General features: G+C 67.9%; 14 protein-coding genes and 2 pseudogenes. 7 read left to right on the top strand and 9 right to left on the bottom strand.

The features are described from left to right. Positions 1-695: pseudogene (locus CYU59_RS19040) on the bottom strand (DUF222 domain-containing protein); the annotation flags it as partial. Between the two features lie 105 nt (positions 696-800). Here CYU59_RS19040 and CYU59_RS19035 point away from each other — a divergent pair. Continuing rightward, positions 801-1,283: a hypothetical protein gene (locus CYU59_RS19035; protein WP_293001517.1), complete on the top strand. Its 483-nt coding sequence runs from the start codon at positions 801-803 to the stop codon at positions 1,281-1,283. On the opposite strand, the gene CYU59_RS19030 is transcribed toward CYU59_RS19035, so the two are convergent. Beyond that, on the bottom strand, positions 1,271-1,585 hold the full coding sequence (locus tag CYU59_RS19030; protein WP_293001515.1) for a hypothetical protein: 315 nt from the start codon (positions 1,583-1,585) through the stop codon (positions 1,271-1,273). The genes CYU59_RS19035 and CYU59_RS19030 overlap by 13 nt on opposite strands. Positions 1,586-1,693: 108 nt before the next feature. On the opposite strand from CYU59_RS19030, the gene bluB reads away from it, so the two are divergent. Beyond that, positions 1,694-2,359, top strand: coding sequence for a 5,6-dimethylbenzimidazole synthase (gene bluB, locus CYU59_RS19025; RefSeq protein WP_293001513.1), 666 nt, complete (start codon positions 1,694-1,696; stop codon positions 2,357-2,359). Positions 2,360-2,364: 5 nt separating this feature from the next. Here the strand turns inward: bluB and CYU59_RS19020 are convergent, their stop codons facing one another. Continuing rightward, positions 2,365-3,465, bottom strand: coding sequence for an FHA domain-containing protein (locus tag CYU59_RS19020; protein WP_293001511.1), 1,101 nt, complete (start codon positions 3,463-3,465; stop codon positions 2,365-2,367). A gap of 332 nt (positions 3,466-3,797) precedes the next feature. On the opposite strand from CYU59_RS19020, the gene CYU59_RS19015 reads away from it, so the two are divergent. From CYU59_RS19015 to CYU59_RS19000, 4 genes are all read left to right on the top strand, one after another. Further along, positions 3,798-4,103, top strand: a complete 306-nt coding sequence (locus CYU59_RS19015; protein ID WP_293001520.1) for a WhiB family transcriptional regulator — start codon at positions 3,798-3,800, stop codon at positions 4,101-4,103. A gap of 48 nt (positions 4,104-4,151) precedes the next feature. Next, positions 4,152-4,898, top strand: coding sequence for a hypothetical protein (locus CYU59_RS19010; protein ID WP_293001509.1), 747 nt, complete (start codon positions 4,152-4,154; stop codon positions 4,896-4,898). Between the two features lie 111 nt (positions 4,899-5,009). Next, positions 5,010-6,398: a sulfatase gene (locus CYU59_RS19005; protein WP_293001519.1), complete on the top strand. Its 1,389-nt coding sequence runs from the start codon at positions 5,010-5,012 to the stop codon at positions 6,396-6,398. A gap of 34 nt (positions 6,399-6,432) precedes the next feature. Further along, positions 6,433-7,236: a Stf0 family sulfotransferase gene (locus tag CYU59_RS19000; protein ID WP_293001507.1), complete on the top strand. Its 804-nt coding sequence runs from the start codon at positions 6,433-6,435 to the stop codon at positions 7,234-7,236. Positions 7,237-7,243: 7 nt separating this feature from the next. Here CYU59_RS19000 and CYU59_RS18995 read toward each other — a convergent pair whose 3' ends face one another. Next, the gene (locus CYU59_RS18995; protein WP_293001505.1) at positions 7,244-8,011 is read right to left on the bottom strand and encodes a trans-aconitate 2-methyltransferase; all 768 of its coding nucleotides are present in this window, start codon (positions 8,009-8,011) and stop codon (positions 7,244-7,246) included. A gap of 86 nt (positions 8,012-8,097) precedes the next feature. On the opposite strand from CYU59_RS18995, the gene CYU59_RS18990 reads away from it, so the two are divergent. Further along, the gene (locus CYU59_RS18990; protein WP_293001502.1) at positions 8,098-8,985 is read left to right on the top strand and encodes an amidohydrolase family protein; all 888 of its coding nucleotides are present in this window, start codon (positions 8,098-8,100) and stop codon (positions 8,983-8,985) included. On the opposite strand, the gene eccE is transcribed toward CYU59_RS18990, so the two are convergent. The 5 genes and pseudogenes from eccE to CYU59_RS18965 form a co-directional block, all read right to left on the bottom strand. After that, positions 8,982-9,971 carry a type VII secretion protein EccE gene (gene eccE, locus CYU59_RS18985; RefSeq protein WP_293001499.1) on the bottom strand — a complete coding sequence of 330 codons (990 nt, stop codon included), beginning with the start codon at positions 9,969-9,971 and terminating at the stop codon, positions 8,982-8,984. The two genes, CYU59_RS18990 and eccE, sit on opposite strands and share 4 nt — an antisense overlap. Beyond that, complete coding sequence (gene mycP, locus CYU59_RS18980) at positions 9,968-11,359, bottom strand: type VII secretion-associated serine protease mycosin (protein ID WP_293001497.1); 1,392 nt, start codon at positions 11,357-11,359, stop codon at positions 9,968-9,970. Before mycP ends, eccE begins: the two co-directional genes overlap by 4 nt. After that, positions 11,356-12,768 (bottom strand): type VII secretion integral membrane protein EccD, encoded by a 1,413-nt coding sequence (gene eccD / locus CYU59_RS18975; protein WP_293001495.1) that lies wholly within the window; start codon positions 12,766-12,768, stop codon positions 11,356-11,358. The genes mycP and eccD overlap by 4 nt, the downstream gene beginning before the upstream one ends. A gap of 71 nt (positions 12,769-12,839) precedes the next feature. Beyond that, positions 12,840-13,709 carry an ESX secretion-associated protein EspG gene (locus tag CYU59_RS18970; protein ID WP_293001493.1) on the bottom strand — a complete coding sequence of 290 codons (870 nt, stop codon included), beginning with the start codon at positions 13,707-13,709 and terminating at the stop codon, positions 12,840-12,842. Between the two features lie 41 nt (positions 13,710-13,750). After that, a pseudogene (locus tag CYU59_RS18965) lies at positions 13,751-13,865 on the bottom strand (WXG100 family type VII secretion target); the annotation flags it as partial.

The raw sequence follows: 13,865 nt of genomic DNA, 5'->3' as shown, positions 1-13,865 counted from the left end.
GCCGGCGAGCTGCCTCGGCGTCCCAGCCGGCCTCGACCAGACGCATAAACGCCTCCACCGTGCTCGGCAGCGGCGGCGTGAGGTGCTCGACGCCCTCGCCGCTGCCACGATCCTGCTTCCACTCGGCCATCAACGCCTCACGATGCGACGCCCAGCGCCGCGTCGAACGTCGCCGCCTCATCGTGCGGAAGCGTGATCCGCCAACACGTGGACTGCTCACGCGAGGTCTTGCTGATCGAGCGCTCGAGTTCTGGCCGAGCGGAATCGGATTCGGGTTGCGGTTCCAACTTCACCGCGGTGCGCAGCTGATGAACCGTCGCGACCTGGGCCAGCTCGGCGTAATGCCCATCTGACCCCTCGCCCGCGTGCGCGGCGATCACGCCCACCTGATCCAACGACAGCCGCCCCTCCCGCAGACCGGCCGCACACCGGGGAAACTCCTCGAGCCGCCGCGCCACAGTGCTGATCGTGGCCGCGTTTGCCGATGTCGAGCCCAGCTTCCAGGCCACCAACGCCGCCACCGACCGCGCACCGGTAGCACCGCACAACTCATCGCGATCCAACTCGGCGACGACCTCCACGATCCGCCCATCCACCGCGTTGCGCTGCCCGGCCAGCTCCGCCAACTCCTCGAACAACACATCGAGACGCTCAGCGGGGCTGACCGCCGCAACAGGCGACATGGTCACGGACATGACCTCATATTCGCACCCGGGTCCGACAACTTTCGGCTTCCGATTCGCGGCCAGATCACCCCAGCGACGACACCACCCGGAACCGGTCGCGGTCATACTGGAGTCATGCCGGTCTTCGTCCGCAAGCTCTTCGGCATCGGCAAGCTGCCGGCCGATGTGCGCGAGCAAGTCGAGGCCGAGGGGCTGATCTTCCTCGCCGACTTCGTCCCCGTCACCCGCCGGTTCAGCGGCGCGATTCCCGGCCTGCGTTCGTCGCACAGCCTCGCCAGTTACGTCGGCTCCATCGCCTTCACCTCACAGCGCGTGCTGGCCACCCTGTCGTCGTTACCCAAACTGGCGGGTCCGACCGTCGACGTACGTTGGGACTCAACCGAATTCGGCGTGGCGACCGCCGAGATTTCAGCCACCGGCCTGCAGGTCGACGCCGATGTCGACGACGTGGACGAGACGTTCAACGGGCACCTGTCGCTGCACTACAAACTCGAGATTCCCGACGAGGTACTCGCCAGGCTTCCCCGGCGCGCGCTGGTCTTCCAGATGCCGCCGGAATATGTGCTCCGTGCGGTCGGCGTCACCTACCGGCCGTAAGGCGTCGAGGCCGCCGACAGGTCGGGCCACGGCGGACGGCGCAGCACCGCCAAGCTGCCCAGGACCGCCGCGATCAGCCCGGTGATGACCCCGATCAGCGCTACCCGATCGCCGTTGATTGCCGCGGACCACCGAGGCACGCCGCGGTGGATGACGAACACCCCGATAGGGGTCGCCGAGTCGGCGCGCGCTTTGAACACGGGGATCACCGTGGCGCCATCCGGGGTCTGATACGGCGCGCCGTAGACGCGAGATCGAGTGCTGTCGATAGGCAAGTCGGCCAGTGAATCGGGGAATTTCATGAGTTGATCCTTCGTCGGGTCCTCCGGCAAGTCTGGACGCCGACGAAGCGCGAGGCGAGTGGACGTGGCTGGAAGCCGTGGGCACCTCGCTGTTCCTACGATGAACGGGTGGACGATCACGCATTCAGCACGCCGGAGCGCCAAGCCATCTACCGCGTGATCGCCGAGCGCCGCGACATGCGGCGGTTCGTCCCCGGCAGCTCCGTCCCCGACGACGTGTTGGTCCGTCTGCTGCAGGCGGCCCACGCCGCCCCGAACGTCGGCCTGATGCAGCCCTGGCGGTTCATCAGGATCACCGACGACCGACTGCGGCGTGAAATCCATGCCTTGGTCGATGAAGAACGCCAGCAGACCGCGCACGCGCTGGGCCAGCGCGCCCAGGAATTCCTCGCACTCAAAGTCGAGGGCATCCTCGATTGCGCCGAGCTGCTGGTGGTCGCGCTCTCCGACGGCCGGGACAGCTACGTGTTCGGCCGTCGAACCATGCCGCAGATGGATCTCGCCTCGGTGTCCTGTGCCATCCAAAACCTCTGGCTGGCAGCGCGATCCGAAGGCCTCGGGATGGGATGGGTCTCGCTGTTCGATCCGCCGAAGCTCGCGTCGCTGCTCTCGATGCCTGACGACGCCGAACCGGTCGCCATCTTGTGCCTGGGTCCGGTGCCTGACTTCCCCGACCGGCCGTCACTGGAACTGGACGGGTGGGCGCTGGGACGTCCGCTGCCGGAATTCCTGTCGGAGAACGGCTGGAGCCACCCGGCGCAACCCGCGCCCTGACCCCGTCAGCTGATCGCCAGTTGTGCGATGAGCGTCGTCAGCGCCGCTGCCACATCAGGTGGCACCGAGCGCTCGGCCTCGGCATCGAGCAGGGCTTCGGGTGACACACCGGCGGCGTTGGCGGCCTCGTCGAGACTCAGTTCGGCACGCTGCCGCGCGCCGTAGAGCCGCTGCCCGAGGGTGGCCGACGGCGACCTCGCCGCCCGCAACATCAGCTCGTTGTAACGCCGCCGAACCGCGCTGAGCGCCAACACCACTGCCGGAGTACCGCGCGCGTTGCGCGCCGCGTTGGCCGCCACCGTCTCCAGCTTGCGCAAGTCGGCCAGGATCGGTGTGGCGCGCTGGGTGAAATCCGCTGCCGCGGGGTCAGGTAGCGCGTCGACCGCGGCACCGATGCTGTGCATGGCCAATTCGACCGCCTCGGCCATCAGCGGCGCGTGAACAGTCTCGGTGATCACCTCGGTGACCTCACCGCCCTGGGCGACGGGACTGCCGTTGCGGATCCGGGTGATGGTCCCGCTCGGCCAGTTCAGCACCTCCTCCAGCTTGGCCAGCGTCCCGCGCCGGGGCCAGCTGCGTCCCTTCTCGAACGCGATCAGGGTGCCGGCATTGATCACTTTGTCGCGGGCCAGGCTGCGCTGGGTGATGTCCAATTCCCGCCGGCGTGCGGCGACCGCCCGGCCGGCCCGCGCCACATCGGGATCGGTCTCGGAGAGCTCGTCCCAGTTGTCGTCCTCGTCGTCGGCATCGGGCGCAACCGCGGTCACCACCGTCTCGTCGCGCGGACCGCCCGGCACCAGCGTCACCGGAATTCCGTCGGCGTCGCCGAGGTGCACGGTGATGGGCCCGGTGATCAGGATCGAGTTACGTCGCACGCCGTCGACGAACACCCCGTTGGTGCTGGTGTCGATCGCCTGCCAGCCGTCGTGACGCGGTTCGAGACGGACGTGGGACCGGGAGATCCGGTCGTCGTTGATGCGAATGGTCGCCGACGGATCTCGGCCGATGACGGCAACGCCGTCGGTCGCGCTGAGCGGGTGCGTGTGAGAGCCGACCCGAACGACCAGTGCGGGTACAGGCGCGAACGCGCTCGAGCCGGCTGTCATCGTGCTCCCTCGATCTCGGGTAGATGCTACGTCTTTGTCGAGGCACGAGGCGCGGCATGCGCCGGGTGGTGCTTCGATTTGAACTCTGAATTGATGCTCTTCAGGCCGATTTCGGCGGCCTTACCGAGTCCTTAGCGGACTCACCATAACATTTTAGACTTGCGTTGATGCACGTCAGTGCGGTCTTTCCAGCTTTCGGCAGCGATCCCACAGCCGTTCCAGAGCAGTGCTTCGCTTTAACCGTTGCACTGCTACCCCAAGCCGCCTAGAGTCGTAGCAATCGCGGTGCGCCCGCATCGCAACTGAAGGGGAATGCAATGACTGCCACCGTGATGACGCTGACCGCGCCGTCCGAGGAATTCGTCCCGGTCTGCACGACCGACCCGGAGCGCTGGACCACCAACCCGGACGACGAGGCCAAGGCCCTCTGCCGCGCCTGCCCGCTGCGCTGGCGATGCGCTCGCGAAGCCTGGGAGACACCCGGCTCCGAGGGACTCTGGGCCGGCGTGGTGATTCCGGAGTCCGGCCGCGGCCGCGATTTCGCACTGCGCCAGCTGCGCTCGCTGGCCGCGCATGGCGGCTATCCGGTCCGACCCGGATACCGGGCCCGGCGCCGCATCATCCTGCCGGGGGCTTAGCGAATGCTCACCGGGAGCCACGGGTCCGGCGGCGGTTACGATGCCGGGGTGCAACCACCTCCGCCGGGCCCGTCCCCGCACTGGGGACCCCCGCCAGAAGAACCTTGGGAGCACGCCGCGGCCGGCTACCAAGGGCAGCCGGGCGGAGGCAGCTTCGGGCAACAGCCGCCGCCCGGACCCGGGCAGCCGCAGTGGAGCCCGTATGGCGCACCGGTGCCGGCGCCGAACTCTTCGCAGACATTCGGCTGGATCAGTTTTGCGGTGATCGGGTTACTGGGCCTGCTCGGCGCGATCCTCACCCTGACTTTGTGGATCAACCTGCACAGCGCGGTCAGCCGAGCCGCCGACATCTGCAACCGATTCGGCGGTGAGTACGCCAACCTGTGCCGGCACCAGCTCCACACCGTGGTTCCCGGCGTGCCGACGGCGCTGGTGGTCTGCCTCTTTCTGATCATCGCGGCGTGCCTGGGTGCGGCGGCCGGCGCGGTCATGCTCTTCGTCAGGAAGCCGATCGGACAATTTCTGATCCTCGGCGGCGGCATCGTCATGCTCATCGTGTCGATCGGTCTCGAGGCCCGATTCGGGACGACGAGCCGAGTTACCTACGACCTGATTGCAGGTCTGGTGATCGCCGTCGCCGGCGGCTTGATGTTCATCCCGGCCTTCCGGGTGCTGCTGGGTCTGCCACCGCAATTGACCGCGGGACACGGTGGATACGCGAGTGGTCGACAGTGGCCGCCCGGGCCGCCTCCACCCCCGCAGTACGGTGCCGGCGGCCCACCGCCCCAATGGTGAACGGCCCGGTCTGACCGGCCCGCCACATTCCGCGGTTCGCCACAGCCGATAACGTCGACGGAGCCCGGCAGAGCTCAGGAGGTGGCGGCGATCGGCGGCACACAGGTACCTATCGACGAAACGCGGCGACAGCGCGACAACGTTCTGCTCGTGCACTGGCACGACCTGGGTCGCTATCTCGGCGTCTACGGTCACGCCGATGTCGACAGCCCACGGCTGGACCAGTTGGCCCGCGAGGGCATCCTGTTCACCCGGGCACACGCCACCGCCCCGCTGTGCTCACCGTCGCGCGGGTCGCTGTTCACCGGCCGGTACCCGCAGAGCAACGGACTGGTCGGACTTGCGCACCACGGCTGGGAGTACCGCCCCGGGGTTCGGACGCTGCCACAGATTCTCTCCGAATCCGGCTGGTACTCGGCACTTTTCGGCATGCAGCATGAGACGTCCCACCCGTCGCGGCTGGGTTTCGACGAATTCGACGTGTCGAACTCGTACTGCGAATACGTCGTCGAACAGGCGGAACGATGGCTGCGCAATCATGATGCCCGCCAGCCATTCCTGCTGACGGCCGGCTTCTTCGAGACCCACCGTCCCTACCCGCATGATCGCTACGAACCCGCCGACACCGATGTCGTAGATCCGCCCGACTTTCTACCCAATACCGTTGAGGTACGCCAAGATCTGGCTGATTTTTACGGATCGATCACGACCGCCGATGCCGCGGTCGGCCGAATTCTGGACACCCTCGCCGCCACCGGGCTGGATGACAGCACCTGGGTGGTGTTCCTCACCGATCACGGTGCCGCATTCCCGCGAGCGAAGTCCACGCTATATGAAGCGGGCACCGGGATCGCGATGATTGTCCGTCCGCCTACCCGAATGCATCTGCCGCACAAGGCTTACGACGACTTGTTCAGCGGAGTGGATCTGCTTCCGACGTTGCTCGAACTCCTCGGAGTCACAGTGCCGGCCGACGTCGAAGGCATGTCACATGCCCAGGCCCTACTTGCCGCCGAGAATGCCGAGCCGGTCCGCGACCACGTCTACACCGCCAAGACCTATCACGACTCCTTCGATCCGATCCGCGCCATTCGGACCAAGGATTACAGCTACATCGAGAACTACGCGCGTCGACCGTTGTTGGACCTGCCGTGGGACATCGAGGCAAGCCCGTCCGGGCACGCGGTCGCTCCCCTGGTCACCGCACCGCGACCGGAACGTGAACTCTACGACCTGCGTTCGGATCCCACCGAGATCAACAACCTGCTGGCCGCCGAAGGAGACGGCGACGCGGATCGGATAGCCGCTGATCTCGCTGTGCGCCTTCATGATTGGCGCCAGCAGACCAACGACGTCATTCCGTCGGACTTCGCCGGCAGCCGTATCGCCGCCCGCTACACCGAGATCTACCTACAGATTCACCGCAGGGTGCCCAGCAGTCGATCCGGGATCGCGGCCGACCGCGGTATCGACGATGAAACTCGTCGATCGGATCCGTAGTCACGACCATCGGGTGTGCGGTTAGGCTCTCTCGGTGCCTGCGCATCCGACGTCCTATCTCGTACTCGCCTCGCAGCGCTGCGGCAGCACGTTGTTGGCCGAGTCGTTGCGGGCGACCGGCACGGCGGGTGAGCCGCAAGAATTCTTCCAGTACCTGCCGACCACCGGGATGGCGCCGCAGCCGCGCCAATGGTTCGCCGACGTCGAGGACGAGACGATCCTGCAGCTGCTCGATCCGGTCGACCCGGGGACCCCGGACACCGCCTCGTCGGTCGCCTGGCGCGAACACATCCGCAGTTCGGGCAGGACCCCGAACGGCATCTGGGGCGGCAAGCTGATGTGGAACCAGACACCGCTGCTGCAACAGCGGGCATCGTCGTTGCCGGATCGCTCGGGGGACTGCCTGCGTACGGCCATCAGCGACGTGATCGGCAGCGAGCCGATCTTTGTCCATGTCCACCGACCGGACGTGGTGGCTCAGGCGGTGTCGTTCTGGCGTGCCGTTCAGACCCGGTTGTGGCGTAGCCGGCCCCATGTCGAACACACCTCGCAAGCCACCTACCACGCCGGCGCGATCGCTCACGCCGTCGGCATGCTGCGCGAGCAGAACGAGTGCTGGCGCGCTTGGTTCGCCGAAGAGGGTATCGAGCCGATCGATGTGCCCTACCCGGCGCTGTGGGGCAACGTGACCACCGTCGTCGCGACCGTGCTCGAAGCGCTGGGCCAGGATCCGCGACTGGCTCCGTCCCCGGCGGTTCCCCCTCGCGCAGCCGAGCACAACGACGAGTGGGTGGACCGTTACCGCGATGACGCGCAACGGTTGGGACTGCCGCAATAGCGACGCCTCAGCCTCCCACCTGCGCGACCACGAACACCCGGCGGAACGGCAAGAACGTGCTGCCGTCGGACCGGGACGGGTACGACTCGGCCAGCAGCGGTATCAGCTCGTCGCGGAACTGTTGGTATTGCTGCTCATTGAGCCGTTCCCGCACCGGCACCAGGGCGGTCCCGCTCATCCAGTCCAGCACCGGGTGCTCGCCGGTGAGCTGATGGATGTACGTGGTCTCCCACGCGTCGACCGTGCACCTTGTCTCGAGCAGCATTTCGGCGTAACGCGACGGCGCATCGACTGCGGTGCCGACCCGAAACGGGATGTCACGCAGCAACTCTGCGAACGGCGGGCGCCGGGCCACCGCGCGCACCGCGGCATGCGACGGCGATTCGAAGTTGCCCGGCATCTGAACTGCCAGCCACGAGCCGGCTTCGAGCCGGCCGACCCATCGGACCAGCAACTCTCGGTGCTCGGGCACCCACTGCAAGGCGGCGTTGCTCAGCACCACATCGGTATCTGGTTGCGGCGCCCAGGTTCTCAGGTCCGCGACGGAGGCATTCACGCCGCGTTCCCGGGCCGCCGCCACCATCTCAGGCGAGCTGTCCACCGCCTCCACGGTCGCTTCCGGCCAGCGCCGGGCGAGCTGCGCGGTCAGATTCCCGGCGCCGCAGCCCAGATCGACCACCCGGCGGGGATCTCGGGCTCCCACCCGCGACAGTAGGTCGTAGAAGGGACGAGCGCGGTCGTCGGCAAAGTTCAGGTACACATCCGGATCCCACATGCCGGTCCTCCTGTTCGACGGCGCCCGCTGACTGATATAGACAGACGGTATTACCCGCCGCTTGACCGACGACGCGAGGATGGACGATGGCCGACGACGAGGCTGCCGAGGTGCGGCGGCTCTGGTCGGCGCTGGGCTTGCCCGGCGTGATCGACGTGCACACCCACTTCATGCCGAAGTCGGTGATGGACAAGGTATGGCAGTACTTCGATTCCGCCGGCCCCCTGGTGGGTCGGGAGTGGCCGATCAACTATCGGACCGCGGAATCCGAACGTGTGCACATGCTGCGAGAGTTCGGCGTGCGCGGCTTCACCGCCCTGGTCTATCCGCACAAGCCGCAGATGGCGGCGTGGCTCAACCAATGGGCCCTGCAGTTCTCCCAGGAGACACCGGATTGCCTTGCCACCGCGACGTTTTACCCCGAACCCGATGCCGGAGAGTACGTCGCCGCCGCGATCGACCGCGGGGCGCGGGTGTTCAAGGCCCACATCCAGGTGGGGCGTTACGAGCCCAACGATCCACTGCTCGACCCGGTATGGGGAGCCATCGAAGACGCCCGGACACCCGTCGTCATACATTGCGGCTCCGGCCCGGCGCCAGGCGAGCACACCGGTCCTGAACCCATTCGCTCTCTGCTGCAACGCTATCCGCGGCTACGGCTGATCGTGGCGCACATGGGAATGCCGGAATACGAGGATTTCATGGACATCTGCGAAAACTCTGCCGATGTCCGGCTCGACACCACAATGGCGTTCACACCGTTCGTCGATGAGGTCATGCCGTTCCCGTCGCCGCTGGGCCACCGCCTGCGTGACCTCGGTGACCGCATCCTGTTCGGCAGCGATTTCCCCAACATTCCCTACAGCTACGCCGACGCGATGCGATCGCTCACCCGGCTTCCGGGTGTCGACGATTCGTGGCTGCGCGGCGCCTTCTACGGCAACGCCGCCGCGCTGTTCGACCTGACCGCTTAGGCGACGACCTGCTGTGGCTGCGCGGTGCTCGCCCAGCGCAGCCGCTCCAGCAGCAGTGCCTCGGGGAGCGCGACATGGCCGTCGAGACGTTCGCTCGACAGCGGGTCGAGCGCGGTCAGCGCCGCACGCTGGACGCCCGACTTGGAGATCAGCCCGGGCAGAGGTCCGCTGGCGGCGGGGACCGCGTCGGTGCGGAACGCGCACGCGACGGCCAGGGTCTGATCGGCTCCGGCGCCGGAGATCTCGGCTGCGGTCCAGACTTCACGGACCGGGTAGGACCAGATCGCCGCGAGCGTGTTGGGCAGCGCGGTGTCGACCTTGACGCCATAGGCGGCAACGTGGTTCGAGCTACCTTGGCTCACGCCGGCCCAGGTCTCGCGGGAGTTGCGCAGGAAGGGCGACGGAACGTCGTCGGGGTTCGCGATCGACGCCGTCCAACCGCTCTCCCGCAAATGGTCGGCGAGCCTGCGGGCCGCCACCTCAGCCGTCTCGTGCAGCGGAATCTGCGGGGACCGCGCTTGCAGTGCCGCGAGATTGTCTGCCGCAGAGAGGGTTACGCCGATCCACGTCTCACGTTCCCGCGTGCCGACCTCCGACGTGCTGTCGCGACTGGTCACGCGGATGGCGTGGGCGTGCAGGCCGTAGCGCTCGGCGTAGCCGGCGATCAACGGCAGGGGCAGCGAGTCGGCATCGCCCAGCGGCGGCGCGACCCGCAGCAACGCGGTGGTCCGGACGTCGGTGCCTGACTCCTCTACCCGGCGGGCGCCGCGACTGGGACGCAGGATCGCCAGGCGGCGACGCAGGATCGTGGTGACCGGCAGTCCCTTCCAGCGCGCCAGCAGCACGATCACCACCGCGATGGCGACGCCGAGCACCCAGCGCTCACGCGGCGTGTGCCACGGAAAGGCGATGCCTGCGGCCGCAACGGCCAACAGCACCAACGTGATTCGCCCAGTGGGCGGCGAGGTCGATGGATGCGCGCTCACTGTGATGGTTCCTTTCGTCGGCGTGCGGCGATCGCGGCGGCAGCCACGACGGCCAGTAGCAGAGCAGCCGTTCCGCCGAATGCGACGATCCGGGGCCACGGGCTCTTCGGCGCGGGTTCTGGCGGTGCCGCAACGTGTTTCTCCGGCGATTTGTCACCGTTGACAGTCGCCGGCAGCTCCCAGGTCAGGGCCGCCACCGGATCCACCGCGCCGGCACCGACCACGTTCGACGGTGCGCGTGCGCCGTTGTGCGCCGAGGCGGTGATGCGCTGGATCACTTGCGCGGACTTCAATTCCGGGTACTTGCTGCGCACCAGGGCCGCGACACCGGCTACATATCCGGCGGCGTAGCTGGTACCGGCCAGCGGCACGAGTTGTTGATGTTCATTCGGCAGGCCGTTGGCCAGCCCGCCGTCGTCGCGGTTGCTCACCGACACGATGCTCTCGCCGGGCGCCGCGACACCGACCCACGGACCGGCCATGGTGAACTTCGACGGCTGGTCGTCGGGAGTGAGGGATCCGACCGACAGCACGTACGGCTGCCACCAGGACGGCACCGAAACCGACGTCACCCCAGCCCAATTGCGCGGATCGTCAGGACGGCCGAGGTCGGTCAGCGGGTTCGAGTCGCACGACGAGCCGCTGGCCGCGCCGGCGGCACCGATGTTGCCTGCCGCGGCCACGATGACAGCGTCCTTATCGACGGCCGCGTACCGGATCGCGGCGCCGAGCGCGCCCTGGTCGACGTTGCGGTCGGCGGGCAGGCAGGTGATCCCGGAGACGGTGATCACCCGCGCACCGAGGTCGGCGGCATGCACGATCGCGCGGCCGAGCGCCGTCACGTCGACGATTGCGCGTCCGAGCGCCGGGTCGCCGCCCGCGCCTCGAGTCGAGAACTTCGGGGAGGTCACCCGCAACGACACCAGCCGCGCACCCGGAGCGATCCCGGCAAAGCCGTCATCGCCCGGCTGGCCGGCGATCAGGCCCGCGACCGCTGTCCCACGCCCGTCGCAATCGGTGAGGCCGTCGGTGGATTCGACGTAGTCACCACCGGGCTGCACGCCGGGCAACCGCGGCCCCGGGCGCACCCCGGTGTCGAGCACCGCGACCAGTTGCCCGTCCCCGCGGGAGGACTGCCACGCCGCAGACGGATCCAGGATCTGCTGGCTCGGCGGCACCGCCTTGAGATCGGTACCCGAGATGAGACCGGTCGCGCTGCACTCGACGTTTCGCTCCATCGGCGCCACCGGACCGGGCGCACCCGGTGGTGGTGTCGCACCGGGATCGACCTGTGGGCGGTCGATCGCCAGCGCAGGTGGGCAGGCCCACAGCGTGGCAATCAAAGCCGCTGCGAGACAACCGAATCGCCGAGCGCGGGCAGAGCTCATCGATCAAGCACCCACGCGAACAGTCCGACCAGGTACGCGATCACCGGGATCAGCGACGCGTCGACTCCCGACGCGAAGAATCCCACCAAACGGCGCAACGGCAGCGAGTAGGTGTCGGGCGCGGCGATTGCCGGGCTCAATGCGACGACGACCCACGCCGACACCAGCGCGGCGAGAACCACCGCGACCACCAGGGCGATCACGTAGTGCGCCGTCGCGGTATAGAGCACCACCAGCGACACGGCGACCAGGTGCGGCTGAGCGAGCAGCCAGGCCTTGATGGCGGCGGAATCCCAGACCCGCGCCCGCAGCGCAGCCGCGACCGCGGTGGCGGCGACGACGTACCAAGCCCACGGGGACAGGGTTTCCGGCCGCCACGCGATGGCCAGCGATCCGATCACGCTGAGCAGCACGGCACCGGCGATGAAACCGGTCTGGTGCGCGTCGCTGATCCGGACCCGTCGCGGCAGGTCCGCGAGCACCCGCGCCGACGGGGCCGACGGCGTCGGGTCGCCCGGGGCGGGGATGACCGGCAGCGGGAATCGCGCCCACAGCGCGGACAGTTGCGGAGCCTCGACGGTCACCAGGAGCGCGACGACCAACAGAACCGCGCCGAGCGTCACCAGCGGCAGATGCCACAGCGAACTGACGCCGGAAGCCAGCAACACACCAACCCCCAGCACGGAGGTTGCCGTGAAAAAGGAAATGGCGCCGTGGTTTTCGCGCAGGATCAAGCTGACCAGCGACCACGCGGTCACCCCGGCGGCGGCCAGCGTCACCTGCGGAGCGCCGAAATGGCCCGGTACCGCCAGTGCCAGAACCGCAGCCAGGGGCACCAGGGCGGCGGCCGACAATGCCGTGCCGGCGCCCGCCGATCGGGTCACCAGGCCGGCCACCACGGTCAGCAGGGCGATCGCCGCGACCACCAACAACCCGACCAGCGAGCCGGTGGCAATCCGGTGGACGACTCCGAGACCGGTTGCCGCCGCGATCAATCCGACCACGCCGGCGATTGCGCCGCGCTGGATGTGCGCCGTGCCCCACGGCTTGAGCCGCGAGGTGGAGAATATGACGGCGGCGTCGGCGATGTCTTCGACGATGCCGGGCGCGGCCGGGCCGACCGGAACCGGTTGCAGCGCAAGTAAGTCACCGTCGACCACGCCCACCGTTCCCAGGCTGGCGTCGAGACTGAAGGGTGCGCCGCCGATCGGCGCCAGGCTGAGCCGCGCGGGGGTCGTCGGTTCGGTCACGGCGTCGGCCGCTGCGTCGTCGGCGACGGCCGGAACGACCAGACGTTCCACGGCAGGCAGGATTTCGCGCAGCGGCAGGTCCGCGGGCAGGGCGATTTCGGTCAGCCGGCTGTCCGCCAGGATGGCGACCCGCACGATAGGTATGACAGCGCTGGACATCACCGACTCCTCGAGATTTCGCGGGACATTGCTTCTCTTTCTCTTGGTGAACGAACGTTTTTGGGAAGGGGTCAGACAGTTTGTGGGTTCGAGCCGCTGAAGTCTCGGGAGAGCCGGTTGCCCTCGAACCAGTGGCCGTCGGGCAGTTGGCCGGTGAGTTGTTCGACGGCGACGGCGACGGCGAACGCGGTCCCGGGGCTGAACGTGGAGATCCACTCCCCGTCGAACGCACGAGACGGGCTGACCAGAACTCTGCCCTCTTCGGTGTCGACGATGCTCATGCCCACTTCGGTGCTGGTATGCCGCCCGTCGTGGTGACAGCCCGCCACGATCTCTACGTAGCTTCGCGGCCCGGTGAACACCGATTCGACCACGGCCCGCGCCGACGGCGGAATGCCCAGATAGTCAAGGATTTCGGCGAGTGGCGCGCCATTGCGCAGCCGCTCGTCCGCTCGCGCGCCGACCTGCGCCGGCAGGCAGAATTCGTCGAACCGCGCCGGCTGACGCTGCGCCAGCCCGACCCCGAGGATCGGGACCAGTGCCCGAGCGTCGTGGATATCCATCGCGGTGAACGTCACAAGCTGCGCGTTACGCAGTGCCACAACAGTTTTGCCGCCGCGCCGGGCGATGATGCCGCGCAGCAGATCGTCGCCCCCAGAGGCAGCGGCGGAACCCACGTAACGCAGGTCCAGCCACCGCTCCGGAAAGCACACCACCCGAATCCAATCGGCTACCGCCCGGTTGATGGCACCATCGGCCGACACCATGCCCATCTGGGCCAGTTCGTCGGTCCGGGCAGCGAGAAACGCAGCCCGCTCGGAGGCATCAGTGTATGGCGTGGTGATCGCCAGTACCCACGGAAACGTTCCCGCTCCCACGGTTTCAGCGATGCACCACGCCTGGTCGACGGTCAGCTCGACGGCGTTGGGCTCGTTGGTCATTTACGTTGCGGACCAACCAAACTCGGTTCGTCGAGCGGTGGTTAGCCGCCCCACTTGGCGCCTTCGGCCGAGTCGCGGGCCAGCATCGAGGTGGTGTTGTTCTCGTGCGTGCTCGCCATCGCCCGATACGACAACACCAACTGCTCCAGCGCCTGA

The organism is Mycobacterium sp., from assembly GCF_002863225.1.
In the GTDB taxonomy this organism is placed as follows: Bacteria; Actinomycetota; Actinomycetes; order Mycobacteriales; family Mycobacteriaceae; genus Mycobacterium.
The sequence above is the reverse complement of the archived record's forward strand: the minus strand, read 5'-3'. Positions and strand labels throughout refer to the sequence as shown.